This window comes from Bacillus cereus group sp. Bce019, from assembly GCF_051781745.1.
Taxonomy (GTDB): domain Bacteria; phylum Bacillota; class Bacilli; order Bacillales; family Bacillaceae_G; genus Bacillus_A; species Bacillus_A cereus.
The window spans coordinates 176577-203001 of sequence record NZ_JBPWJX010000008.1; the positions used below are offsets into that span (position 1 = coordinate 176577).

Below are 26425 nucleotides of genomic sequence, written 5' to 3' on the forward strand. Positions count from 1 at the left end.
CCTTATTTTTTCTCAATACAGGACAAAAAGTGAAAATAGTAAAATAATGGAGCGGGACACTAAAAATGTAAGGTAGGGGAGAGCATGAAAGGCTATTCAAAGAAAATGTTAGTAGGGGTAAGTTTTGCTAGTTTAATGTTAGGGAGTTTTCAAGGGGTCAGTTTGGCAGAAGATACTAAGGGAGAGCAAGTTTCTTATCGAAATGTGCTCAAAATGGAGCCAGTCGGTGTACAACTACCAGTACAAGAATTAGCTCATTCATCGAAAGTGCTCGAAAGCAAGTCTTTTGAGAAAAGGTTACAATTTGCCGATTTATCACAAAGACCACCTGAGGTGAAAAAAGAAAGTAAGCAATTAGCTGTAGCGAAAACTTATACAATTGCTGAATTAAATCAATTAAGCAATCAGCAGTTAGTAGATTTACTTGTAACAATTGATTGGGAGCAAATTACGGGGCTATTTCAGTTTAATACAGACAGTCTAGCATTCTATCAAAATGATAGTAGGATGCAGGCGATTATTGATAAATTGAAGCAGCAAGGACAAGCCTATACGAAGGATGATTCAAAAGGGATTGAGACATTAGTGGAGGTATTGCGTTCAGGATTTTATTTAGGATTTTATAATTCGGAACTTAGTAAATTAAATGAACGGAGTTATCATGATAAATGCTTACCTGCATTAAAAGCGATAGCTAACAATTCAAATTTCAAGCTGGGTACATTAGAGCAAAATAGAGTGGTATCATCATACGGAAAGTTAATAGGAAACGCTTCGAGTGATGTGGAAACGATAACATCAGCTGCAAAAATTTTCAAACAATATAATGATAATTTTTCTACATTAGTAGATAATCTTTCAGCTGGAAATGCTATTTACGATATTATGCAAGGTGTTGATTACGACATTCAATCGTATTTGTACGATACGAGGAAAGCACCGAAAGATACAGTATGGTATCAGAAAATAGATAGTTATATTAATGAACTAAGTCGTTTTGCATTAATGGGAACGATTACAGCAAAAAACGGTTGGCTTATTAATAATGGCATTTATTATACAGGTAGACTCGGTACATTCCATAGTACAGGAACGAAAGGGTTACAAGTTGTAACAGATGCGATGAAAATTTATCCGTATTTAGGGGAGCAATATTTCGTAGCTGCTGAGCAAATCGCAACGAATTATGGCGGAAAAGATGCAAATGGTAAAGTGGTGAATTTAGATCAAATAAGAGAAGATGGAAAGAAAAAATATTTGCCAAAAACGTATACGTTTGATGATGGGGCAATTGTTTTAAAAGCTGGAGATAAAGTGACAGAAGAAAAAGTAAAACGTTTATATTGGGCGGCAAAAGAAGTGAAGGCACAATTCCATCGTACGGTTGAAAGTGATCAACCTTTAGAAAATGGAAATCCTGATGATGTACTAACGATGGTTATTTATAATAGCCCAGCAGAATATCAATTTAATCGTCAATTGTACGGTTATGAAACGAATAACGGTGGTCTTTATATAGAAGGAACAGGTACGTTCTTTACTTATGAGCGTACGCCAGAAGAAAGTATTTATAGTTTAGAAGAATTATTCCGGCACGAGTTCACGCATTATTTACAAGGTAGATATGAAGTACCAGGGTTATGGGGACAAGGAAAAATATATGAAAATGAAAGATTATCTTGGTTTGAAGAAGGAAATGCTGAATTTTTTGCAGGGGCAACGAGAACGGATAATGTTGTACCGAGAAAGAGTATTATAGGAGGATTATCTTCAAATCCAGCAGAGCGTTATACGGCAGAGCGAACGTTAAATGCAAAGTATGGAACGTGGGATTTCTATAATTATTCCTTTGCTTTACAATCGTATATGTACAATAAGAGATATGATATGTTCGATAAAATACATGATCTCATTAGGAAGAATGATGTAACAGCATATGATGCATATCGCTCTACATTAAGTAAAGATGCGAATTTAAATAAAGAATATCAAGATTATATGCAAATGCTAGTTGATAATCGTGAGAAATATAATGTGCCATTAGTATCAGACGATTATTTAGCAAATCATGCATCGAAGCCAGTTTCAGATATTGCGGCAGAAATAACAGCGGAAGCAAAATTGAAAAATGTATCAGTGAAGAAAAATGAATCACAGTTCTTTAATACAGTCACACTACAAGGAACATATACAGGAACTACAGCAAAAGGAGAATATGAAGATTGGAAAACAATTACACAAAACGTTAATGATACGTTAAAACGTTTAAGTGAAAAGGAATGGACAGGCTATAAAACAGTAACAGCATACTTCGTAAATTATCGCGTGAATGCATCAGGACAATTTGAATATGATGTTGTGTTCCACGGTATTAATACAGAAGAAGGTGCAGAGAATAAAGCACCAGTTGCAGTTATAAACGGTCCGTATAGTGGAAATGTAAATGAAGCAATTTCATTTAAAAGCGACGGATCAAAAGATGAAGACGGGAAAATTACTTCGTATAAATGGGAGTTTGGTGATGGAGCAGTAAGTAATGAGCAAAATCCAACTCACGTATATACCAAAGAAGGAATGTATACGATGAAATTAACGGTAACAGACGATAAAGGAGCAACTAATACTGCTACAGCGACTGTAACTGTTCAAAAGAAAGAAGATAACAGTGTAGAAAAAGAACCGAATAACTCATTCCAAACAGCAAACAAACTGCAGTTAAATCAAGTTTTACGTGCTAGTTTAGGAAATGGCGATACAAGTGACTTCTTTGAAATTAATGTGGAGAATGCTAAAAACCTTCAAATTAACGTAACGAATGAAAATAATATCGGAATGAACTGGGTACTTTATTCTGAAGCAGATTTAAATAATTATGTTACGTATGCTCAGCAACAAGGGAATAAACTAGTAGGTAGTTACTACACGTATCCAGGGAAGTATTATTTACATGTGTATCAGTATGGTGGTGGAACAGGGAATTATACGGTGGAAGTGAAGTAGTAAAAAGGGAGTTGTCTTTTTCAATGAATGGCACAAGGTCTGTACTTTAATGAAAAAACAACTGCAGGAAATGTCCCTAATGATAATAACAAATTAAGTATCGCGAGATATTATATTTACATTAAACAAATCTAATCAGTAAATGAGATAAAATCGATGAACTAGTATTTCATCACGATGTAAGAAAAGTTATAAATATTAAGTGTTTTTAATTGAATTAAACTAAAGGATCAGAGTATATCTGTAACAATAGATAAGATCTGATCCTTTTATGTAATTAACTAAATAGAAAATTGTTATCACGTTAGCAAGGGATACTAATAGAAAAACGTGTCCCTTTACCTAATTCACTCTCTATCTCTATATCTCCGTTTAATTCTCTAATAATACTATAAGCAATCATAGTACCAAGCCCAGTTCCTTTTTCTGTTGTTGAATAGAATGGCAAAGCAATTCGTTTTATTTGTTGAGATGACATCCCAATTCCTGAATCAATAATATCAATTATGATATTTTCTTTTACTTTTTGTATATTTATTTGTAATAATCCACCATTTTTCATAGCCTCAATTCCGTTTTGGATGATGTTGTTTAGACAGAGTTTGAATTTTTCGGGGTCCCCATTTATATAAAAGGAATCTGTACTATTTTGTTTGATTTCAACTTTGTATGACAGAGCGAGTGGTGAAATAGTATCTTTCACCTGATTTAAAATGTGATTAATATCTATTTTCTCTTTTAGGGTGTTCTGTGGTTTGGTTAAAGATAAATAGTTATTAATAGTAGATTGTATTTGCTGCATTTCAATTAACATGATTTCTAAGTATTGCTCCTGACATAGCTTAGAGGCATGTTTTTCATTTAATAATTGAGTGAATCCATGTACCGTGGTTAGTGGGTTGTGGATTTCGTGTGCAATTGACGCTGCTAGTTCGCTAGCTATATAAAATTTTTCAGCCCGTTGCAGTTTTTCTTTCATTTTATATTTCTCAATCATTTCCTCTATAAAATAAACTGATAATAATACTGTGAAAATATTAATGACTATATAATTTAATAAAAATTCTATGAGAGTAGAGTCTATTTTACCTCCTGTATTTATTTGAGTTACAATACCGCAAATAGAAAGTGAAGCTGTACATACTAAAATAAGAAGTAAGCTTAATAATATCTTTTTTTCTTTAAAATACATAGGTAATAAGTAACGAAAGAGCATTGTTATACCCAAAATAATAGTGAAGATAATAAATGATGGAAGAACGCCATTTCCTCCTAAGTAAAACCGGTAAGAAAGATATAAAATTCCTATAAAAACAATGTTTTTTGTATTTCCATATAGAAAAACTAATATAATAGGAATAAAACGTAAATCATAAATAAATCCCACATGTAAATGAAAAGGAAAAGTCATACAAAAAATAATAGCAATGGAGGAAAGGATAGAAAATAACATATTATTACATGTTATTTTTTCTTTAAACTCTAGCCAGAGTACGTGATAGCTAAGGATACAAATTATTATAATAAAGGTATTTAATAAAAGAGTAGAAATTCCCATAGTTTTGCATCTCCGATAGTTTGTAAGTAGAATTATGTATGAGTTGGACAAAGATGTTTAGTATTAGTAGACTTTTTATCTAAAAAGGAAGGGTACTTGAAAAGTGCTGTTATATTACTCGTATTAAAATCGATAAGGAAAATAGAAAAAATAATAGATAAAAAATCTATTTAAATTCATGTGCATATGAAATTATAAACTAACTTTTGTATAGGTAAAATTGGGATTGAGTTACTGATAAAATAAGGTTCTTTAAGTATGAATATTCTGTGAAAATGATATGTGTGGTGACTCCTGTTTTGTAGCCTTCGTTATATTAACATGGAATATATCAAATTACAAAGTGAAATTTTAGAAAAATTTTATTAGTACATTTTATCTGAAATAGAAATGCTATTTATTTGAGTATTTTGGTACTTCCTCGTATAAAACTTTGTTAGAAAAAGATTTTAAAATTTATAAGTTTTTTATGAAGTGTAATATTGTAGCTTTATCTATGTGGCTTTCTCAATAATTATTAAGGCGGAAAGTTAAAATATATAGGTTTATAGATATGAATTATTACATAAAAACGCACTTAAAAAAGGATGTATGATGGTAATAGAATACAAACATCAAGGGGGAACTTAAAATGAAGTTAAATAAACTAGTGCTTAGTTGTGGAGTAGTTTCAGCATTAACACTTGGTGTGTTAGGGAATAATACTTATGCTGAAGAAGTACACAAAACGAATGATCCAATTCATGTAGTTGAACATGTTTCTGCAGACTTATTATTAACCCAAACAATGGATTATAGTGGCGAGGCTGTAACTTCTTTCGTATATGATGGGAGTACTGACTTAAGCTTTTCTATGAAAAATAATGGTCAAAATACAATGGGATATAGTGTAAAAGGTCCAAATACAGAGCTAATTGTTGGTGGTTATATAAAACCTGGAGAACAACAAATTAATGTTACAAATGTACGGAATGCTTTATCTCCATTGCCGAATGGAACATATAAAATTTACGTTTCAAATGATGATGGTTCTAAGGGGCAATTCCAAGTTTCAGTAAGATCTATGAATTAAATTTAAAACGCTTTGTTTTTAAGTTAATTTAATCTTTACTTATTGGAAAGAAGCTAAAGTGAATTGAGAATTACCGATAAAAATGAAAACGAGCACCTTATCTAATTGTGAGAGGGTGTTCGTTTTTTGCTATTAAACAGAAAATAATTATAAATATATTTTGATATTCCCATTGCTAACCTACTAGATTGTGTCAACTAGAGAATGTCTACTATAAAACATATTAAAATAAAGATGATGTAACATTCCGCTAAATTATATGGGGAAATAGAAAAACCACCCTTATATGAGTGGTTTTAGTAATTATTTTTAGGTTATACATTTAAAATTAGGCTAAGTTATAGAAATAATAAACATTTAATCCGTTGTTATTATTTTGGTTCTGGATAATGATTGTAGTATGAGATTCTAATAAATTCTTGGTAGACATTTGTTAATTTGGCATCTCTAAGAGCATCGTTGAATTTTTGCATACGTACACTCCCTTGAGCGTAGCCTCCACCTGGAGTATAAGGGTTTCTTGCTTCAAAGTCATCCAAAAATACTTTTAATTTTTTATAGTCTTGAGATTGATAGAAAGCCACGGCCTCTTCAGGAGTGACATCAAAGTAAGAGGATGACGTTGAGTTATAAGAAGCTGCTTGAGCAGTAGGTGCCTCTAGCATAGTTGCAGCTCCACCGAACATAGTAAGCGCCATAGAAGATACAATAATTTTTTTAAACATAATAAAACCTCCATGTAGAATATTGGATTAACAGTAATCCTGTAATCATTATAGTTACATTGAAAATGATTATCAAATGCAATATTGCATAATGTATCCCGCTATTTTGGGGGCAGTAAGACTCCCGCCCAAAAATTCTATGAAAGCAAAGAAGTTAGATAGGAATCGGGAGGATTAAAGTTTCATTTTATTCTTTGAACGAGAAGTCACCTTTATATTTAAATGGAGGAGTGTAATAGATTAGAAGAGGTGTATAAGTTACTCAGGTTAACAAGAAAATGAAGAGGATATTTTTAATAGGGGAAAGCTTAATAACTGGAGTAAAGGAATTGCTATTTATATATTTAACATACATATTTGTCTTTTAAATTGTAGGCGTGTTTTAGAATTTGTATATAGTAAATTCGTTAAAAAACTTGATAAATAATAAAATGTGTAAATTTTTTGACTATTTTATTAAAATTATTTAATATTTGTAATTTATTGTTTTATAATGATAAATGGGTCGATCGTGAATGTTTTAGATATTGCGATATATACTCGGATTAATTTATTCTAGGGAGGTTACAAAATTGGGTAAGAGAGTCATTATAAGAGTTTTTACATTATTATCAGTACTGGCATTATTCCTTAATGTATTTTTACCTAGGGCTAGTGCAGAGGTTATGACGCATGAGAAATATTCAATGGACTGGAGTTATAGTAATAGTCTAGGTAAGTACATTCGCACTGAAATGATTAAAAATTCAAGTGGTCAAATTGCTTATTGCTTAACCCTTGGATTAAAATCACCAAATGGTGAAGATCTTCCTGAAATGGGGAAAACAGATAATGTAGTATATAGAGTCTTATTAAATGGTTTCCCGCAAAAAAGTGCTGAACAGCTGGGAGTAGCTAATAAAAATGAAGCGCATTATGCAACGCAACTTGCGGTTTGGAATGCATTAGGTCAACTCGATGTAAATGAATTAAAACATGAGAATAAAAATGTTGAAAAAGCAGCTAAGGCTATTATTAGTAATGCTAATAATAGTGAAGAGACTCAAGATGTTTTTATGAATGTGATTCCTGCTGAAAAGCAAAAAGCAGAATTAAAGGGTGAATTCTTCGAAACAAATCTATATTCAGTACAAACAAATGCTAAGGGTGGTTCTTATAAGGTAGTAGCGAAAAATGCACCTAATGGAGTTAGAATTGTTAGTGAAAATGGAGAAGTGAAAGATCAGCTTTCAGTTGGAGAAAAATTTCGTATCCAAATTCCTAAGAATACAAAAACGGGTGAATTTAATTTAAGTGTTGCTGCTAATTTAACTAAAGTTCAAGCAATTGCTTACCGTGGTACGGATACTGTTCAGAATGCTACAGTACTATTAGAGAGAAATGAAGAAAAGCTTAGTAGTGATCTTGCAGTAAATTGGGAAGCAGCTGGTTCTTTAAAAATTAAAAAGGTTGGAGAAAATGGAGAAGTTTTAGCTGGTGCAGTATTTGAGGTCTTTAATGTAAATAATGAATCAGTCGGAAAAATCACGACTGGTGCTGATGGTATGGCAGAATTAAACAACTTACCAATTGGTACTTACAAATTAAAAGAAATTAAAGCACCAACAGGCTATGTTTCAGATGATAAACCACAAACTATTGAAGTTAAGACAGGAGAAACAGGAGCTGTCCAAATAGTAAATAACAAAGTAAAAGGTAACATCGAAATTAAAAAGCTTAGTGATTCAGGAAAGATTTTACCAAACGTTGAATTCACAGTCTTCACTGAAGATGGAAAAGAAGTGAAAAAAGTAGTAACAAAAGAAAATGGAATTGCAAACGTTGAAGGTCTTACGTATGGTAAATATTATTTCTTAGAGACAAAAACACCTAATGGATATATTGGAAATAAAACAAAGTATCCTTTTGAAATTAAAGAGCACAATAAAACACTTACTTTTACAGTGGAAAATACCGAAGTGAAAGGTAGTGTAAAATTACTAAAAGTAGATAATGAAGATATTAGTAAAAAATTAGAAGGTGCAGCATTCGAGCTAAAAGATGCAAGTGGAAAAGTAGTTGGGGAATATAAGACAGATAAAAATGGTGAGATTAACGTCAAAGATTTAGCGTATGGTAAATATTCATTTGAAGAAAAGGCTTCTCCAAATGGTTACGTTCTTGTTAAAGAACCAATTATGTTCGAAATAAAGGAACATGGAAAGATTATTGAGTTATTGGCAGTTAATCATCTTATCAAAGGTGATCTAGAAATTACAAAGGTAGATGTGGCTGATGGAAATAACAAGCTTCCAAATGCAGAATTTACGATTTATAACGAAGCAGGAAAAGAAGTAGTAAAAGGAAAAACAGACGATAAAGGAATCGCTAAATTCGAAAAATTACCATTTGGAAAATACACATATAAAGAAACTATTGCACCAACAGGCTATGTATTAAATGAAGAAACGTTCTCTTTTGAAATTAAAGAGAACGGTCAAATCATTAAACACATTGTCAAAGATGAAAAGATTCCTTCAATAAAAACAACAGCTACTGATAAAACAGATGGTACAAAAGAAATGCACACGTCTAAGTCTGTAACAATCCAAGATAAAGTGGAATACAAAGATCTACAAGTAGGTAAAGAGTACACTTTAAAAGGGAAATTAATGGATAAAGAGACTAATAAACCATTAGTTGTAAATGGTAAAGAGGTAACAGCTGAAACGAAGTTTACACCAAAAGAAGCAAATGGTTCTATTACACTAGATTTCAATTTTGATGCAACTGGTTTAGAAGAAAAAGAAGTAGTAGTATTCGAAGAGTTATTAAAAGAAGGAAAGGTTGTTACGACACATGCTGATATCAATGATAAAGGTCAAACAGTTAAGTTCGTTAAGCCATCAGTAAAAACGACAGCTACAAACAAAGCTGATGGTTCTAAAGAGTTAGACGCTTCTAAATCAGTAACAATCCAAGATAAAGTGGAATACAAAGACTTAATTGTAGGTAAAGAGTATGTTGTAAAAGGTAAACTAATGGATAAAGCAACAAACAAGCCATTATTAGTTGATGGTAAAGAAGTAACAGTAGAATCAAAGTTTACTGCTAAAGAGAAGAATGGTTCTATCAAACTAGATTTCACATTTAATGCTTCTGCATTACAAGGTAAAGAAGTAGTAGTATTTGAAGAACTGTATCAAGATAATATATTAGTAGCTATTCACGCTGAAATTGAAGATAAGGGACAAACAGTGAAATTTAAAGAGGTAAAGCCGGAACAAGCTAAACCAGAACAGCCAAATTCAGATAAAAATACTCCAACATCAGAGCAACCTAACGAGCAAGTAAAAGAACAACCACAATCTGAGAAAGAAATTCAATCTAAAATTGGCTGGTTACCGCAAACAGGTACTAATCTTACAAGTTGGATCTCTATAGCTGCAGGAGCATTACTGTTAATAGTTGGTGGAGTGATTTTCTTAAAACGTAAAAATGCATAGAAATTAAAAAATAAGCACATCTGTTTTTATAACAAGATGTGCTTATTTTTATCCTTTTAGCCAAGAAGACTCCTATATTTTAAGCGTGAATGGCATTTAAAATAGCAACTTTATTTGTAGTAAATAATGCATAATTTTGTTTTACGGTTTTAATTAAAATACGGTCTGTTGTCCCATAAGCTGTTCCAATACGTATTACATCTACTTCTTCAACACCAGCATAGGTAGCATCTTCGGTAACCTCAATCACATCACGTAATGGAATTGTAATGTCCGCCAATTGCCATGAAATAATTAACTCTTCATTTGTTTTTTTCCATTAATGCCCAGCATTATACCAAGACCCTTCAATAATAATATGCTACACTTCTTATCTTATCATATAAATTTTTAGATTTTTTATCTATATGTAGGAATAGAATTTATTTATATTTGTGAGCATTTTAATGATGTCAAACAAATAGAAGGATATACAGTCTTTCTGTTAAGAACTATATATAAACAAAAGCAGACTTTAGCAGAATATATGGATCTACGAAAATAGAATTAAAGAATTAAACTGGCTATCAATAGACGTGAGATTGTAAAGGGCAGGGGATATAAATTAAGGTGTTTTTAAATTTTTTTGGTGAAGAGGGAAGGTATCCCTCTTCTTTTTTCATTCCTTGTAAAATTTGAGGATGTCTTAAGGGAGTGAAAAGATGGATTGTGTGGGTGTATTAATAAAGGCTACTTTAGGTGGCTTCTAGAGATGTTTTTTGAGGGAATACAAGATTATAAGTTGTAGTATTCATTGCAGCAATTGACTATATTATAGGAGCATTCACGTTGGGATATAACAGAGAATTATAGAGTAAAATAGGATTCAAAAGCATTGTTAAAAATGTGGTTGTTCTAAGTTGTTTTTCTATCAAAATAATTAGTCTTTGTTCAAAATTTAAGATTGTTATTTTATTATATGTAGTAACTATTTATATTATTTAGTAATTACTTGGTTTACTATTAAGGTGATTATCTTACAAAAGTGTAAGGTTATTTTAATTGACACTCATATATATAAGTAACTATACTGGTTACACAATGTTGGTAATTATATTTAATAATCTCTATCTATAAGTGTATGTCCGAGGATTATTTTTGGAGTAATAGTTCGATTTTAAATTTATTATCTGCTATATAGTAATGCGAAGAACTTAATCTATTCTTTATTCAAGGTCGTATTATTTAAAGATTAATTATAAATGATATATTTACCAAATTGTAATAACTTGATAGAGGTGTTACATTTTGAAATACAAATTAATTGCTACAGGAATTCTTGCTGGAAGTCTATTATCCTACTCATCTAATACATTTGCAAATACTCATAAGTTCCCAGATGTTCCTGCATGGGCGGACAAATCCGTTAATTATTTAGTTGATAAACAGGTATTGAATGGCTATCCAGACGGAACTTTCGGTTCAAATGACTCATTAGACAGAGCTTCGGCTACAAAAATTATGACAAAAGTTTTAGGTCTACAAATTGATTCTAATGCAAAACCATCATTTACAGATTCACAAAACCACTGGGCGACTCCGTATATTGCTGCCGCTGAAAAAGCTGGTATTGTTAAAGGTGAGGGTAATGGAATCTTCAATCCATCTGGAAAAGTAACTCGCGCTGCTATGGCTACGATGCTAGTAAATGCATATAAACTACAAAGCACACCAAATCATAATGAGCCGGTTAAATTTGAAGATTTAAAAGGGCATTGGGGAGAAAAATATGCCAATATTTTAATCGGTTTGAAAATTTCCAATGGTACTGAGGACGGTTGGCAACCAAATAGATTTATAACACGTGCTGAAGCTGCTCAACTTACTGCAAAAACAGATATGATGCAACATCGTTCAAAAAACCCATTAGAAAGCAAAACAATCATTATTGATCCTGGACATGGTGGCGAAGATCCTGGGAAATCCACAAAGGGATTACCTGAAAGTAAGATTGTACTAGACACTTCTTTACGTCTACAACAATTACTTGAAAAGCATACACCATTTACAGTTTTATTAACTCGTCAATCTGATAATAGACCAGGACATGATCAAAAAAGTTCTTTACAGGAACGTGTTAAATTTGCTAAGAAAAATCGGGGTGATATCTTTATAAGCGTACATGCAAATGCTTTTAATGGTAATGCAAAAGGGACAGAAACATATTACTATAAATCTTCTAAATCTGAAAAAACAAATCCTCATGTGGAAGAAAGTCGTGTTTTAGCGGAAAAGATTCAAACACGTTTAGTAGAGGCACTTCAAACACGAGACAGAGGAGTTAAACATGGAGACCTTCATGTTATAAGAGAAAATGACATGCCAGCTGTGTTGACGGAACTGGCGTTTATAGATAATGGTATTGATTACAGTAAATTATCTACGGAAAATGGCAGACAAATTGCAGCAGAAGCCATTTATGAAGGAATTTTAGATTATTATGAATGGAAAGGAAATAATGTATCTGAATATAGGCTGTAATAAGTAATTGAAAATATAGTAATTCTCGAAATGAAGAATTCTAGAATTTTTTTTGTAGTTTTTTAAACAACAATTTTAAATTTGCATTTAAAATTGTTGTTTAAATCGTTATTTTATGTTTTAATAATGTTGATAATAGTTATCAATAATAGTGAGAGGAAGATTAGTGAAATATGTGTTTTTAGTTAGTGTCATAAAAGTTAATGAATTTCTATATTGTATGGCTATGAATCTATCTCTATTTTTGTGAACTAGAAATAATATATTTATATCTTTTAAATGTTTAAGAAGGAGTGGCTGTCTGTATGAAAAAAGCAAAAGAAATAGCTAAATGCGTTGCGGTAGCGTCCGTTATTATGTCTGGATCATTTGGTTTACAAGCAACATCTGCATTTGCAGATTCTAAAGGAACTGTAGAAAATCTTCAAAATGGTGGGAAGGTCTATAATAGTTTTAAAACTACTTATGACATGAAGCAAAATATCAAAAATTCAATAAAGGTTTCTTTTATTGAGGATCCTTACGCAGATAAAAAGATTGCAATTGTTACCACTGATGGTAGTAATATAGATGCTAAATATACAATTAATAGCGGATACTATAACGCAGGTTTAAAATGGCCATCAGCCTATCATACTGAAGCAGAAATAACAAGTGGTGATAGTGCTCAATTCCATAAAGCTGCCCCAGTTAATACAATGACTTCAGCAAAGGTCACTTCGGAGGTAGGGTATACACTTGGTGGAAGTGTTAAAGTAGGAGTAAATGATAAAGGGCCAAATGCCGATGCAAGTATCACAGGTAGCTTTGCTTGGAAAGAAAGTGTATCTTATGATCAAGTAGATTATAAAACGGTATTAGAGACTCACACAGATAAAAAATTAAATTGGAAAGTAGGATTCCAATCATTTAACTTCCCAGAGTGGGGGATTTATAATCGTGATTCATTCAATACTTTCTATGGTAATCAACTATTTATGAAATCACGTAGTTATAATGAAGGAACGAATAATTTTGTTTCAAAAGATACAGTACCAGCTTTAACAGGATATGGTTTTTCTCCAAACGTAGTAGCGGTTATTACTGCTGATAAAACAGAAACTACTTCAGATTTAAAAATAACAAATCGTAGAATTTCAGATCAGTACAATATCGAATGGGTAAGTTCAAAATGGTGGGGAACAAATAATAAAGATACATATAATGAATTCTTTACGAACCACTATAAATTAGACTGGAAAAACCATCAAGTTACTCTTGATAACCAAAAAGCCCTTGAAGAACAAATGAATAGTATCAACAGCGTGAATGATAAACTTAACAAAGGAAAAGGAAAATTATCTCTTTCAATGAATGGAAATCAACTCAAAGCTACGTCTAGCAATGCTGGTTATGGTATCAGTTACGAAGATAAAAATTGGGGTATCTTTGTAAATGGTGAAAAGGTCTATACTTTTAATGAAAAATCAACTGTAGGCAATATATCTAATGATATTAACAAATTAAACATTAAAGGACCTTATATCGAGATTAAACAGATTTAGTCAGAAAATGATGGACGATTGATGGATAATTATTTCATCAAGATACGAGTGCGCTAGTTTATTTTAAATTTGTATAATGTAACGAAAGGATCAGATCTTATTTATTTTATAGATAAGGTCTGGTCCTTATTATTTTTTTGTTTGCACACGAAGTTAAGATAACATTAGATGTTTTTTGTCCAGACTTTCACTCGATTAGAAAAGAGCGTAAAGTAGTTGAAAGCTATTGATGCTACGCAAGGGGATATTGTTTAAAGTAATCAGAACCTCATCGGTTGTTAAGTTACCACTTTAAATATATAATTAAATTTCATTAAAAAGATACTCTATTCAAAGTCCTTATTGGGTTTTTGAAGTGAAATATATACTATTTGAGGTGTGTGAAATGGGGAAATCTCGAGAGCAGACGATGGAAAATATCTTAAAGGCTGCTAAGAAAAAATTTGGAGAGCGTGGCTACGAAGGTACGAGCATACAAGAAATTGCAAAAGAAGCGAAAGTGAATGTTGCTATGGCTTCTTACTATTTTAATGGGAAAGAAAACCTATATTATGAGGTATTTAAGAAATATGGCCTTGCTAATGAGCTACCCAATTTTCTTGAGAAGAATCAATTTGATCCTATCGATGCCCTTAGAGAATATTTAACGGTTTTTACTACACATATAAAAGAGAACCCTGAAATTGGATCATTGGCATATGAGGAGATTATTAAGGAAAGTGCACGATTAGAAAAGATTAAACCGTATTTCATAGGTAATTTTGAACAGTTAAAAGAAATATTACAGGAGGGTGAAAAGCAAGGAGTTTTTCATTTCTTCTCCATAAATCATACGATACATTGGATCACTTCTATTGTTTTATTTCCAAAGTTTAAAAAGTTTATTGATTCTTTAGGACCAAATGAAACGAATGATACAAATCATGAATGGATGCCGGAAGACTTAGTGAACAGGATTGTTACTGCATTAACAGATAAACCTAACGTGTAAATTATTCAGTGTATATGAATTTTATTATTACTATTTAAAGCCTAATTTCTCAATGTATTGTAGAGAAATTAGGCTTTTTTCAACACGTCATTAAAGTTTTTATAATTCAATGACTCAATTTGCTGATTATATTTTCAAGTATTCGTTTTGAGCTACATAGATATAGTTTTTGTTGCAACTGTTTGTTGAAATGCTTTATCATGCTCAACAATAACCATTGTGGGATTAAATTGTTGAATAAGCTCTTCGATCTGCATACGGGAATAGATATCTATAAAATTTAGTGGTTCGTCCCATATATATATATGAGCTTTTTCACATAAGCTTTTAGCGATAAGTAGTTTTTTCTTTTGGCCACCAGAATAATGAGATATATCTTTCTCAAATTGAATTCGGTCAAAGTCCATCTTACGTAGGATGGATTTAAATAAGGTCTCATCAATCTTGTGCTGTTCAATAAAGTCTGATAGTGATCCCTTCAAATGAGAAGTATCTTGTTGGACATAGGAAATGATGAGTCCTGTACCTAAAATAACTAAGCCTGTATGCTGTATCGGATGTCCTAGAATTAGTTTTAGGATACTACTTTTTCCGCTCCCATTCGTTCCATCAAGTACAATTCGGTCACCTTGCTCGACTATGAAGCTAATCGACTCATTCACAATTTGGTCATCGTACTTAACGGACACATCAACCAAAGTAATCAATTCATTTGATTTAAATTGTAATTGTTCCAATTTTAATGACTCAGTTTTCTCCACATTTTTTAGTAATTTTGACTTTTCTTCAATAGCTTTTTGTTGTCTTGATTCAAGGTTTTTTGCTCTTTTCATCATCTTGGCTGCTTTATGTCCTACAAACCCCTTATCCAACTTAGAGCCTGAATTCCTCGTTCCATTTTTTGAAGCTTCCACATCATGAGACCAACTTGCTGAACGCTTGGAAGACTGTTTTAATCTCCCTATGTCTTTTTGTAGACGCTCATTTGTAGTCTCTTCGTGCTCTTGCTGTCTATCAAAATTTAACTTCCAAGAAGAATAGTTACCACTTTGAACTTCAATATTTGCTCTATTTATAGATAGGATATGGTCAACGCATCCATCTAAAAAGATTCTGTCATGTGAAATTAAAATAAATCCTTTTTTCTTCCTTAGATAATCAGAGACTATCTTTCGTGCATCAGTATCTAAGTGATTTGTTGGTTCATCAATTAATAGAAATTGACCCTCATTTAAAAACAGTGCAGCAAGCAACACCTTTGTTTGTTCCCCATTTGATAATGTTTTAAATGGTCTGTACATGACCTCAGCATCAACATTTAAATAGGATATCTCACGCAGAAATTCCCAATCTTCTGCTTGGGGACAAATTTCTTCAAGGATTTCATGAGTGAATTTGTTCCTATCTGCAACAGAGTAGGGGAAGTAATTGAATTCTACCGAAGCAAGGATTTTCCCACCATACTCATAATTCCCTAACAATAAATTAAAGAATGTCGTTTTACCTCGTCCGTTTCTACCGATAAATCCTAGCTTCCAATCCGTATCTATTTGGAAGTTTACACTTTCAAAAATATTATCAAAGCTACCTGGGTATGAAAAAGTTAAATCTTGGACTTTTATCATTGACATAATAATTCCTCCTTTATATATCGAAACGTTTCATATAAAGTCGGAACATCCATCCAGTTTTTAATTGCTCTATATAAGTTTGATGGATATTAACGACTTATATAGAGCATTACATGTGTAACAATAGTGTCTGAAGTACTCATTATTCTCGCTCCTTTATTTGTTAGGTACATTTAACAATTAATAAGTTCCAACTAACATAAACGGGAATAAAAAAATCCCCCAATTGTAATCGGAAGGATTAGTCTTTCGTTTATACTTAATAAGTACTTATTAATCATTTGAATCATGACAAATAAAGTATGAACTGAATTTAAAAAATGGATAGACTAACCCTATATTTTGTAGTTTGAAGTTATAAAATTCAACTTAAAATATAAATTAGTTAATCATTATTCATCCATCATTCCTTTCATAATTCTACTTTTAGAGTAACATTCTTTTTAGGGAGATGCAATATCAGCTTCATCTTTATCTAATCCTAGGTCATTTATAATTTTTTGAGTAAGGAGATAAAACTTTACCGCCCTTTTTATAAACATCACATTTTTTTTCAATTGGTCATGTCTTTTGTCCGTTAAAAGGGAGGATATGAAATTGACATCAACTTTTCGTGTAACTATAATAGTTACAGGTAGTTTCGTAAACTAATTTGAATTTCTATTTTAAAGATAGTATATTTTCATTCCTTTTTAAGTGTGACAGATAGCAACTAACTATAATTCAATAGAGGATTAGATTCTATCTCATATGTAAAGAGTAAATAAGTTGTACCCGCCAAATTTACGATGCGCAAATACTTAAAAAACTACATTTTTCAGCTTATCCTTTTTAGAATCCTCAGTATTGATAATTGTAAACATCTACAAAAAGTTAACAAGACTGTTGTATGTAGAAAGAAATCTTTTAAAAAGGTCATAATATACATAATAGGTTGCACACATTTTAATTAGTAGGAGTTGTGCCACTATCAAGACCTTTTTAATAAAAGTATAGAAAAAACTCAAGAAGGTGAGTCCATTGCGTAAACATGCATATGTGCAATTTTATGTATTGCTATTGGCTTTAATAGCTTATATAAGTTTTTGTGTTATATTTTTATTTGTTTTTCCGAATCTTTATTTTGTATCAGATTTTAATATCCGGCTATCATCTTTAGTTGTTGAAACTACTGTATTTATCTCATTACTGTATTCTATATTATCCAGAAGAATTAAGTTAGGAGTATTCTGGGTTTGTATTACTATTGCGATAGGGTGTTTCTTGATAGGGAATTTCATATCTGCTTTTCAAGTACTTAATGTAGAATTACCAATACAAAATTTTAATATCTCTGATGTATTTTTGTTATTTTTCTTGTTCTTCTTTCTCTTTGCGTTCTTTTATAAAATTATGATGGAATGTAATAAATGGGAGAAAGCATATTTAATTTGTGATTTATGCATTGTTGTTACTGCCATTTTTACATTAGAGTGGTACCTATTTAATAAACCATCTGCAAATATCTTATTCTTATCAATTGGAGATGTTTTTCTCTCATTTATTTTTCCAATTATAGATTTATTACTTCTATTACTTGGAGTTACACTAATCTTTCGACCTGCTATTTTCAATGCAAAAATTAAATTGTTTATTTTTATTCTAGTATTAACTGGATTGGCTATTACGGACTACTTGTATTTCTACTTACAGGATGATTTGTCAGAGCGTTCAGTTATATTTTTAAGGTGTTTGTATAGAGTTTTACTATTATTTATCGCTATTGCTGCTACAATTCCAAAGGATGCTTCTTCTAAAAGAAATTATTTTATTATTAATCCGACATTTGGAGAGAAACTTCTTGGTATATTCCCTTATCTTGCAGTTGCAGTCTTAATTGGCTTTACTTTGAAAGAGCAAACTTCTTCAGCTACATTGATTACGGGAAATTGTATTGCTTTTGTATTTGTACTGATTCGTCATACAATCGTACGAATGCAAAACAAAGAGTTAACTAAAACATTAAAAGTGTTTAATAATCAATTAGAACAAACAGTATCTCAGAGAACAAGGGATTTAATAAATAAATCTAATGATTTGGTAAAAAATCAAGAGAGATTTAAGTCATTATATGAGTATCATCCGGATCCTATTTTAACGATTGATTCAAACGGTATCGTATTAAATATAAACCAGGCTGGAAGTATGTTATTAGGAAAAGAAAGTACTGCATTAATAGGGAAAGAGTGCTTCTCTATTTTTTTAGATGAAGATAAATCTGAATTGGAAGCAGCTATAAAGAAAGGGAAACGATGTAGTTCATCTTCGTTACAGTTACGTGTGAAAAATAACAATGAGAAGGACATGCTCTTTTGGTATGTCACTATAGTTCCTATTATGATAGAAGGTCAAATTTTTGGGAGTTATGTAATGGTAAAAGACATAACGAGGATGAAACAACAACAGGAAGAGATAAATTACCTTGCATTCCATGATACGGTGACGGAGATTGGAAATCGTATATTCTTCCAACAAGAATTAGATAGATCCATTAAGCGTGCGAAAAAAACACAGGATAAATTTGGGCTCCTGTATATTGATTTAAATCGCTTTAAGACCATTAATGATACATTGGGTCATTCGATTGGTGACAGAGTTTTAAAAGAAGTTGCCAAACGTTTTAGGACATATCTGTCACCGACTATTCCTCTAGCAAGAATAGGTGGAGATGAGTTTGCAATCATTGTCCATAACCAAACAGAGCAACAGCTATTGGATTTGTGTAAAACTTTATTTCGTATAACTGAAGAACCATTTGTAGTAAATCAGCATAGTTTTTACTTATCTCTTAGTATAGGAATAGCAGTGTATCCATTTGGAGGAATAAATACTACTACACTTTTACAACACGCTGATATCGCTATGTATAGCGCAAAAGAAAAAGGTAACAATGCTGTTTGTATGTATGACGAGACATTATCTCAAAAAGTAACTCGTCGATTACGATTAGAACAGGATTTACCAAATGCAATTGAAAATAATGAGTTGTTTTTATTGTATCAACCACAAATTGATAGTAAGGCAGGTAAAGTTATTGGTGCAGAGGCTTTAATACGCTGGCAACATCCAGAGCTTGGGCTGATTTCTCCTTTTGAGTTTATACCTATCGCAGAAGAAACGGCGCAGATTATTTCAATTGGGAAGTGGACGTTACAGAAAGCGTGTCGACAACTGAAAGTATGGCATTCTATGGGCTTTTCAAATCTAAAGATCGGGATAAATTTATCAGCTATAGAGTTTGAACAGAAAGATTTTGTTCAAACAATGATATCTACTATAGAAGAGATAGGAGTACCTGCTAATTCGATTGATTTGGAATTAACAGAGCGAATAGCAATGGTAGATGAAAAAGAAACCTTATCAAAGTTAAAAGTATTAAAATCATATGGTGTACATTTATCAATTGACGATTTTGGTACAGGTTATTCTTCACTAGCGTATCTGCCTCTTTATCCAATTGATACTTTAAAAATTCCAAGAGAATTTGTTAATAGGATCGGAACTTCTACTGATGGAGATGAAATTATACAAACCATTATTTCACTTGCTCATACTTTAAACATGAAAGTGATAGCAGAAGGGGTAGAAACGAAGGAACAATTAACAGTGTTACAACGTAATGCATGTTATCTAATTCAGGGCTATTACTACAGTAAACCTGTAAATGAAGATGAATTTATCGATTTTTTAATTGTAATGCAAAATGAATAAGTGAAAAATTGATATATGTATGAAGTAAAGTGAAAAGACGTTCTATCCACATGGATTTGAACGTCTTTCTTATGTTTGTTTTCAGTAGTTATGCAGTTATGTTTATGTTTCAGCCTTTGAGAGTAAAATAAGTATCTATATTCCTTGTGTTAGGGATGATTTTAAAAATATTTTATTTATTCCATCCCTATTTGAGTTTTACTTACTGCTAATTTTTGACCATCTTTTTCAATGAAACTAACGGTGAAATTAGCTCCTGTGCCACCTTTTGCATTTTTACTCCAACTAGCAGTATACGTTTTTACATTTTTACTTGTAGAATCAGATTTGATGTCAGGTTCGCCATATTTAGCAACTAGATCCTCGTATTTATCTCCGCCTTCACCAGTTACAGGATCACCAGTTTTAATAGTATCCACATCGGCAACCGTTATCTTCTTTTTATCGTCCTTTTTCGTTTCTTGTTTTTGGTCTTGTTTTGCTTCTTTCTTAGCCTCTTGTTTTGGTTCATCTTTCTTTTCTGTAGAAGCTTTGTTTGACGAATCATCACAAGCAACTAGACTCATCGCTAAAGCACTTCCTAATGCAATGGTACTCAACTTTTTGAACATGTTTAATTCCTCCATTTTGAAAATTGTAAAATTCCACAGATGATTATACCAAATTAAGGTAAATGGTGATGTCGTATTCTGTCGAGATAAGAAAAAACAATAACGCAAGTTCTACCGTTCACTCTAATTGGTAACAAATCTTTATTTGAAGTGTATTGGAAATGCTAATATATATCGTTTTTTCTAAATGTTAAAATAGAGAAAAAGGAGGTTTTCACATGGGAGATGTAATTGGTGATGTATTAGGAGGCCTCTTTATGTTCATCCCTTCAAAAAGGGGAAAAGTCATTCGTAAAAATTTTAAGCTTTTGGAAAAAGAAGTGTGGTTTAAAGAAATAGAGCATAGATATGGTAGGTTAATGGTTTTTAACCATTCTATTAGAGATTTTGTAGCAAATGAGAACCTAGAGGATATCTTAAAGGATGTTGAGAAAACTCATACATTTCTTCATGAATTAGAAAAACTACTGCAGCAAGAATAGATTTAATTGATGTAGTAGTGAAGGAATGTTTTATCCGTAAAGAATACTTCAAGCGTAGAAGTCTAAGGATATAGGTTTAGATGAAACAAGAAATCAATTATATGAAAAATTGCTTTATTGATTGATATATTCAGCTCTTGGAGAATTATTTCTTGTTTAGTGGATAGAATGATTCAATTTTCATGAACATCGTCAAATAGAGCAAATCAAAAAGGGAAAATTGTTTTGTGAAGTTGGAAGTGAAAATCATTGTCTATTTTTTGAGCCATTGAAAATAGCGTCAAGTTCTTACGTAATATATTAGAAGCTTGGTACTGATCCATACAAAGAAAAGACACCAAAGGCGCCTTTCTCCGTATGGAACCATCTTAAGTTTAATGTTAAGCATAAGATTCCTAACCAAAATGATTGTTGCAATTTAATATATTTTGAATACATGGATGTGTGCATTTCTATGACAAATAGATTATGCACTATCATGCAAGTTAGTATTTTATTGGTAATCATTTTCATCTGAGTTACTATTATAACTAGAATTATAAGAAGGACTATCATACCTAGAGGAATCTTCATTTTTGTAACTAGAAGTGCTGTTATAATTGGAGTTACTATATGAACTTTCAGAACTTGAACTATTAGAAGAGCTATAATAGCTAGGGGAACTATAGTCGTCATAATAGTCGTTAAAATCATCTTCATCATCCAAGTCAGAATTTACAACTTTATTTGTATTTGCTTTCTTTCCAACTGATTGAACTCTATAAGACGCATTCCTTTTTTTATTTTGTTTTCTTTTTCCATTTCCTTTAGATTGCAACGAAGGTGTATACGTTATAGGTATTACTCTAGATAATCCCCTTACAAATAATCGAACAATACATACTAAAATCCACATGCAAATAATAAATACAAAGACATAAAGAGCAATGTTGTAAATCATATTGTTTATTGTATCTATCATCGCACCCTTTGAAATATTAAACATAAAATCAATCACCGCCATTTTTCTATAAGTTTTATATTAAAAACGTAATATTAATCTAAATAGAATTATAAAATATTTTTTCCGCTTTTCATATAAAAAATATGAATTTGTTACCGCGGATTAGAATTAAGAAAAAGACACCCAGAGGTGCCTTTCAATGACCTTAGTATCATTTTTTAGTGTGAAAAGGTAAATTGTATACAGTTTGATACTCTCGCTGGATTATTTCATTTGTATATAAATTATTTTAAACTTTTTCTCATTTTCATGCATTTGAAATTTAATAGTGAGGGATAACGCTACATGCCCATCAACTTAAGAAAAATAAATGTCCCCAAAATTATAAAAGGAACAAATTAATTTACTCCTTTTTTACTTGAATTCCACATGACATTTAGTATCAATGATTCCAAAAGCAACTTTACATGGGAATGGATTTTTTCCTCTTGAAGCATCACGCATACATGAAAGCACCCAATAATCCAATTCTAAGGGTAAACGGAATACTTGGATACTACTATCATCGTTTTTTACTGTTACGATTGGTGTATTTACCCTAGTTGTAGTGAAACCGTCCGTTGTTATTATTGCTACTGCATCATTATTATGAAAACCCGTGCTTAAAACCTCGTAAGTTATTCCATCATTCTCATTAATAATCATAGGTATATTTAAATAGGGATAGTTATTTATATTGTTATGAATAACTGTTCTTGCTGTATTCTTTCTTATCTGATTCCCTTGCATTTTATACACTCCTTTATAACAATCCAAACGTTTAAATCTATTCTATTTTACATCCAGTATATCCGAAAATTGTAGTGTCAACTTATTATAGAAAGCATCCGTACATATGATAGCGCTATTTAACGGATCTATATCAATGATGGTCATATAGTTAGTAAGTAAATAGCCGCCTTCATAATATGTAATTAGTATTTCTTCTTCGGATAATAAGGAACATAAAAGCATGTTCTCAATCAGTTCTTTTTCTTCAGAGGTTAAAATGGGACGTGCTATTTTATTTTTCTCTTTGATTATTTCACGTATTCCGGCGAATTGTTCTGGCATTGCTGCGAACGGAGACCATTTGACCATTCCTCTTCCTTTTGGCATATTGGCGTTACTCATGATTTATGTCCTCCTATTAGTGTGTTTCTGTGTCTAGCTGTAGCGCTATGCGTGTAGGAAATCCCTCGTAAAATACTGTTTTTCCCAAACTTTGTGCGTATTTCATCCATTACTTTTGTCAACTTCACTTCTTGTTCTCGTTTTGTGACATCATCAAAAAGAGAAATTTGTTCTTCCCCTTCTTGAATTAGGTTTGTTAAGGATATGTTTATGCTACGAATGGGTTCACCAGTATATTGCTGATGTAAAAAGTATGTACAGATATGATAAATATCCATTGTTAAATTTGTAGGACGGCTTAAACTATGTGTTTTTCTAATGCCACCTGCATTATCCTTGCTATAACCAACAGAGAAATGAACGGTTCGAGCAAGTTTGTTTTGTTGTCTTAATCGATAGCAAACTTCTTCGGTATGTTCCAGTAGGATAATTGGAAATTCTTCTATTGTATAATCACGCATTAAAATTTGGCTTTTTCCTATAGAAGTTGTAACCGGAACATATTTCTCTGAAATTCGACTAAAATCAATCCCATTACTATGTAAGTGTAATTCTTCTCCAATCACACCGAAGCTTTGTTTTAAATATTTAAGAGGATAATTAGCTAAATCTCCAATAGAATGTATTCCTTTTTGATTTAATTTTGTTTCTGTTTTATGCGAAATACCCCAAAACTTACTCAGTGGCCGTATGCTCCATAATTTTGTAGGTATATCTTCGTATGTCCAATAAGCGACTCCGTCTTTATTTTTCTTTGCTTCAATATCTAAAGCTACCTTACTCATCAATAGGTTAGGTGCAATCCCGATTGTGCATTCAATTCGTGTGTGTTCATATATTTCACGTTTAAACTGTAATGCAAATTCATTTGGATTTCGGGCAAATAGATGGATGCTATCGGTAATATCCATAAAAAATTCATCGATGCTGTATTGATGAAAGTCTTCAATAGGAACATATTGTAGAGCTAACTTCGTTATGTAATTGGAGCACTTAATATAGGTTCCCCATAATTGGATTCACAATAAGGATATCTTTTTGCCGAGGAATCTCGTATAGCCTTGCCAACTTCTTTACTCCCATTGCTTTTAAAGGTGGAGTTGCGGCTAAAACAATGGACCCATTCCTATTCACATCACCGACTACAGCTAATTTTGTATGAAGTGGGTCTAATCCCATTTTGATGCAACTAACAGAAGCATAAAAGCAACGAAGATCAACACATAAAATGATTCTATTCGGTAAAATTGAATAGTCATACACTATAACTCCTCCTAATAATAACGAGAACATTCGTTCTTGTTATTATTATAAACGAACCTATGTTCTTTGATGAAGTGGTTTTTGAAAAAATATTTAATTATATGTAGTAGAAATATGTTGAACGACAGAGAGAAATAACAGCCTAATGTTTTTGAGGTTTCTAGGATATAAACGTTTTTATCTATATTAGAAAGTACAGGAAGAAAATGATGGAAGAGAATCTTGTTATATCATATTCTGAATACATAAGATGTAACTGGTTGCTGCCGTTAATTATTTTAATTGGATTCCCTAAATTATTTGGTCCTTTGTCCACAGTAACATTATTTGCTCCGGAAATAGGGCAACTCTTATTTTTAATACCTTTGCTCTTTTTAATTGTGGGAGTCGTTAAATTGTGTAAAGTAACGAAAATAGTAAAAAAAGTATTTATAAATGACGTTATCGTTATGTTTTTTAGTGTAGTAAAGCATCTTGAATTGGATCAGAGAATGTATGGCATTCCGTAAGGTAGTTCAATTTAATAAAAGGTTAAAGAAAGTCATCCTTATAAAAGAGGCTTCTTTTTAAGGGATGTTATATGAAATGTTATATTCTATTTTTAGAATCCTAAGAAAGTATGACATTTTATTTTGGTAGTACAGTAAGAAAATGATGGGAGGATGTAAGGTATATTATCCTTTCAAAAAGTGATAGTAATTTATCGTAAAAAGAGGTTTCTATTACGAGATTATGTGAAAATATAATTTCAAATAATAGATTCAAAGAGGATGTTTCATAAATGGAGCATGCGCGAAAGATTGCTATGGAACAACTAAAGGAGTGTTCAAGGGAAAGTTTTAAATAGCAGATTGGTAATAATTAAATATACGAGAACGAATTTGTTAATTATTTTTCTAGACTTCTTACAAACAGGATTGTCACTTTCCTATTGATAATAAGGATATGCAATTTTGCATATCCTTATTATATTTATTTATTTGTATAAGGAAATAATATACAATTAAAAAGTTTTCAATAAAGTTTTTAAAGAATCCTATATATAGAAATCTATAGTCTCTCTTAATAAACACAATAAGGTCCAAATCATTAAAAGAAAAGATGATTGGTATACACGAAAGCATATAGATGGAGGAGCGTAGCTATGTGTTTTAGAGTTTATATCCTCAAGGTTGTCTTTGGTACTAGTGAAGACCATGAACGAAAGATAGCTAAGGAGCAACTAAAAGAGTGTTTAAGGTAGACAGAATAAGTACTCTATTTGAAAGGAGGTGATTTAATGGTATATGGGAATTAATAGAATGAAATTTGAATTCTAAAAAAGTATATTTGCAAGCGGAGAAGAAGTTCTTTAATAAAATTATTTAAAAACTTCGATCAAATGGCAATTTACTTGAAATTTAAAAGTTGGAGGGAAATTATGAAGAATAAATTTATTTTAAGTTTTTTCTTTGGATCTGTATTAATTGTTGGGGCATTGTTTACACCCAGAGATATTTTTGCAGAGACATTAGAAAAGAAGGATAGTGTAAATCAAAAAATAACCCAGGAAGTATCGCCTAAAACAGATACAAATATAGCAGAAAATCATGAATTTAGGGTAGATAAATTAAACGATACAGATTTCAACGTTATGATGAAAAATAAGAAAACAGGAGAAGATATTCTACTGGATTC

General features: G+C 31.5%; 17 protein-coding genes and 3 pseudogenes. 11 read left to right on the forward strand and 9 right to left on the reverse strand.

The genetic code is table 11. The features are described 5' to 3' along the window. Window positions 1–84: 84 nt before the first annotated feature. Window positions 85–3000: a collagenase ColA gene (colA, locus tag ACS2QP_RS14030; protein WP_438882527.1), complete on the forward strand. Its 2916-nt coding sequence runs from the start codon at window positions 85–87 to the stop codon at window positions 2998–3000. Between the two features lie 304 nt (window positions 3001–3304). Here the strand turns inward: colA and ACS2QP_RS14035 are convergent, their stop codons facing one another. Then, on the reverse strand, window positions 3305–4558 hold the full coding sequence (locus ACS2QP_RS14035) for an ATP-binding protein (protein ID WP_438882528.1): 1254 nt from the start codon (window positions 4556–4558) through the stop codon (window positions 3305–3307). Window positions 4559–5189: 631 nt separating this feature from the next. Here ACS2QP_RS14035 and ACS2QP_RS14040 point away from each other — a divergent pair. Further along, the gene (locus ACS2QP_RS14040) at window positions 5190–5630 is read left to right on the forward strand and encodes a hypothetical protein (RefSeq protein ID WP_000773522.1); all 441 of its coding nucleotides are present in this window, start codon (window positions 5190–5192) and stop codon (window positions 5628–5630) included. A 371-nt stretch (window positions 5631–6001) separates the two neighbouring features. On the opposite strand, the gene ACS2QP_RS14045 is transcribed toward ACS2QP_RS14040, so the two are convergent. After that, a complete protein-coding gene (locus tag ACS2QP_RS14045; protein WP_000473483.1) occupies window positions 6002–6355 on the reverse strand; it encodes a hypothetical protein in 354 nt (117 codons plus the stop codon). A 572-nt stretch (window positions 6356–6927) separates the two neighbouring features. Here ACS2QP_RS14045 and ACS2QP_RS14050 point away from each other — a divergent pair. Both ACS2QP_RS14050 and ACS2QP_RS14055 read left to right on the forward strand, forming a co-directional pair. After that, a pseudogene (locus ACS2QP_RS14050) lies at window positions 6928–9696 on the forward strand (VaFE repeat-containing surface-anchored protein); the annotation flags it as partial. A gap of 30 nt (window positions 9697–9726) precedes the next feature. Then, a complete protein-coding gene (locus ACS2QP_RS14055) occupies window positions 9727–9840 on the forward strand; it encodes an LPXTG cell wall anchor domain-containing protein (RefSeq protein WP_438882532.1) in 114 nt (37 codons plus the stop codon). Between the two features lie 79 nt (window positions 9841–9919). On the opposite strand, the pseudogene ACS2QP_RS14060 reads toward ACS2QP_RS14055, so the two are convergent. Continuing rightward, window positions 9920–10173: pseudogene (locus tag ACS2QP_RS14060) on the reverse strand (SunI/YnzG family protein). 954 nt (window positions 10174–11127) lie between these two features. On the opposite strand from ACS2QP_RS14060, the gene ACS2QP_RS14065 reads away from it, so the two are divergent. The 3 genes from ACS2QP_RS14065 to hlyIIR all read left to right on the forward strand — a co-directional run bounded on the left by ACS2QP_RS14065 (window position 11128) and on the right by hlyIIR (window position 14895). After that, window positions 11128–12360, forward strand: a complete 1233-nt coding sequence (locus tag ACS2QP_RS14065) for an N-acetylmuramoyl-L-alanine amidase (protein WP_332284410.1) — start codon at window positions 11128–11130, stop codon at window positions 12358–12360. Between the two features lie 305 nt (window positions 12361–12665). Continuing rightward, window positions 12666–13904: a hemolysin II HlyII gene (gene hlyII / locus ACS2QP_RS14070; protein ID WP_000709367.1), complete on the forward strand. Its 1239-nt coding sequence runs from the start codon at window positions 12666–12668 to the stop codon at window positions 13902–13904. A gap of 385 nt (window positions 13905–14289) precedes the next feature. Further along, a complete protein-coding gene (gene hlyIIR / locus ACS2QP_RS14075; RefSeq protein ID WP_153581195.1) occupies window positions 14290–14895 on the forward strand; it encodes a hemolysin II regulator HlyIIR in 606 nt (201 codons plus the stop codon). A gap of 152 nt (window positions 14896–15047) precedes the next feature. On the opposite strand, the gene ACS2QP_RS14080 is transcribed toward hlyIIR, so the two are convergent. Further along, the gene (locus ACS2QP_RS14080; RefSeq protein ID WP_071731273.1) at window positions 15048–16526 is read right to left on the reverse strand and encodes an Lsa family ABC-F type ribosomal protection protein; all 1479 of its coding nucleotides are present in this window, start codon (window positions 16524–16526) and stop codon (window positions 15048–15050) included. Between the two features lie 1020 nt (window positions 16527–17546). On the opposite strand from ACS2QP_RS14080, the gene ACS2QP_RS14085 reads away from it, so the two are divergent. After that, the gene (locus tag ACS2QP_RS14085) at window positions 17547–20276 is read left to right on the forward strand and encodes an EAL domain-containing protein (protein WP_438882529.1); all 2730 of its coding nucleotides are present in this window, start codon (window positions 17547–17549) and stop codon (window positions 20274–20276) included. 176 nt (window positions 20277–20452) lie between these two features. Here ACS2QP_RS14085 and ACS2QP_RS14090 read toward each other — a convergent pair whose 3' ends face one another. Then, the gene (locus tag ACS2QP_RS14090) at window positions 20453–20887 is read right to left on the reverse strand and encodes a hypothetical protein (protein WP_000473787.1); all 435 of its coding nucleotides are present in this window, start codon (window positions 20885–20887) and stop codon (window positions 20453–20455) included. A gap of 218 nt (window positions 20888–21105) precedes the next feature. Here ACS2QP_RS14090 and ACS2QP_RS14095 point away from each other — a divergent pair, with 218 nt between their 5' ends. Beyond that, window positions 21106–21369, forward strand: coding sequence for a hypothetical protein (locus ACS2QP_RS14095; protein WP_098529664.1), 264 nt, complete (start codon window positions 21106–21108; stop codon window positions 21367–21369). Window positions 21370–21862: 493 nt separating this feature from the next. On the opposite strand, the gene ACS2QP_RS14100 is transcribed toward ACS2QP_RS14095, so the two are convergent. The 4 genes and pseudogenes from ACS2QP_RS14100 to ACS2QP_RS14115 all read right to left on the reverse strand — a co-directional run bounded on the left by ACS2QP_RS14100 (window position 21863) and on the right by ACS2QP_RS14115 (window position 24748). Beyond that, window positions 21863–22372, reverse strand: coding sequence for a hypothetical protein (locus ACS2QP_RS14100; RefSeq protein WP_438882530.1), 510 nt, complete (start codon window positions 22370–22372; stop codon window positions 21863–21865). Window positions 22373–22726: 354 nt separating this feature from the next. Next, window positions 22727–23101 (reverse strand): hypothetical protein, encoded by a 375-nt coding sequence (locus ACS2QP_RS14105; protein ID WP_098529668.1) that lies wholly within the window; start codon window positions 23099–23101, stop codon window positions 22727–22729. 42 nt (window positions 23102–23143) lie between these two features. Then, complete coding sequence (locus ACS2QP_RS14110; RefSeq protein ID WP_000063577.1) at window positions 23144–23485, reverse strand: YolD-like family protein; 342 nt, start codon at window positions 23483–23485, stop codon at window positions 23144–23146. After that, window positions 23482–24748 (reverse strand): annotated as a pseudogene (locus ACS2QP_RS14115) (Y-family DNA polymerase). The gene ACS2QP_RS14110 and the pseudogene ACS2QP_RS14115 overlap by 4 nt, the downstream one beginning before the upstream one ends. Window positions 24749–24957: 209 nt before the next feature. Between ACS2QP_RS14115 and ACS2QP_RS14120 the strand changes: the two are divergent. Then, complete coding sequence (locus ACS2QP_RS14120; protein ID WP_332284407.1) at window positions 24958–25257, forward strand: hypothetical protein; 300 nt, start codon at window positions 24958–24960, stop codon at window positions 25255–25257. 911 nt (window positions 25258–26168) lie between these two features. Further along, on the forward strand, window positions 26169–26425 hold a 257-nt coding region (locus ACS2QP_RS14125; protein WP_438882531.1), incomplete at its 3' end, for a hypothetical protein.

Coding starts and splice junctions, on each gene's coding strand:
- colA (WP_438882527.1), top strand. CDS start 85: ATGAAAGGCTATTCAAAGAAAATGTTAGTAGGGGTAAGTTTTGCTAGT.
- ACS2QP_RS14035 (WP_438882528.1), bottom strand. CDS start 4,558: ATGGGAATTTCTACTCTTTTATTAAATACCTTTATTATAATAATTTGT.
- ACS2QP_RS14040 (WP_000773522.1), top strand. CDS start 5,190: ATGAAGTTAAATAAACTAGTGCTTAGTTGTGGAGTAGTTTCAGCATTA.
- ACS2QP_RS14045 (WP_000473483.1), bottom strand. CDS start 6,355: ATGTTTAAAAAAATTATTGTATCTTCTATGGCGCTTACTATGTTCGGT.
- hlyII (WP_000709367.1), top strand. CDS start 12,666: ATGAAAAAAGCAAAAGAAATAGCTAAATGCGTTGCGGTAGCGTCCGTT.
- hlyIIR (WP_153581195.1), top strand. CDS start 14,290: ATGGGGAAATCTCGAGAGCAGACGATGGAAAATATCTTAAAGGCTGCT.
- ACS2QP_RS14080 (WP_071731273.1), bottom strand. CDS start 16,526: ATGTCAATGATAAAAGTCCAAGATTTAACTTTTTCATACCCAGGTAGC.
- ACS2QP_RS14090 (WP_000473787.1), bottom strand. CDS start 20,887: ATGTTCAAAAAGTTGAGTACCATTGCATTAGGAAGTGCTTTAGCGATG.
- ACS2QP_RS14095 (WP_098529664.1), top strand. CDS start 21,106: ATGGGAGATGTAATTGGTGATGTATTAGGAGGCCTCTTTATGTTCATC.
- ACS2QP_RS14100 (WP_438882530.1), bottom strand. CDS start 22,372: ATGGCGGTGATTGATTTTATGTTTAATATTTCAAAGGGTGCGATGATA.
- ACS2QP_RS14105 (WP_098529668.1), bottom strand. CDS start 23,101: ATGCAAGGGAATCAGATAAGAAAGAATACAGCAAGAACAGTTATTCAT.
- ACS2QP_RS14110 (WP_000063577.1), bottom strand. CDS start 23,485: ATGAGTAACGCCAATATGCCAAAAGGAAGAGGAATGGTCAAATGGTCT.
- ACS2QP_RS14120 (WP_332284407.1), top strand. CDS start 24,958: ATGGAAGAGAATCTTGTTATATCATATTCTGAATACATAAGATGTAAC.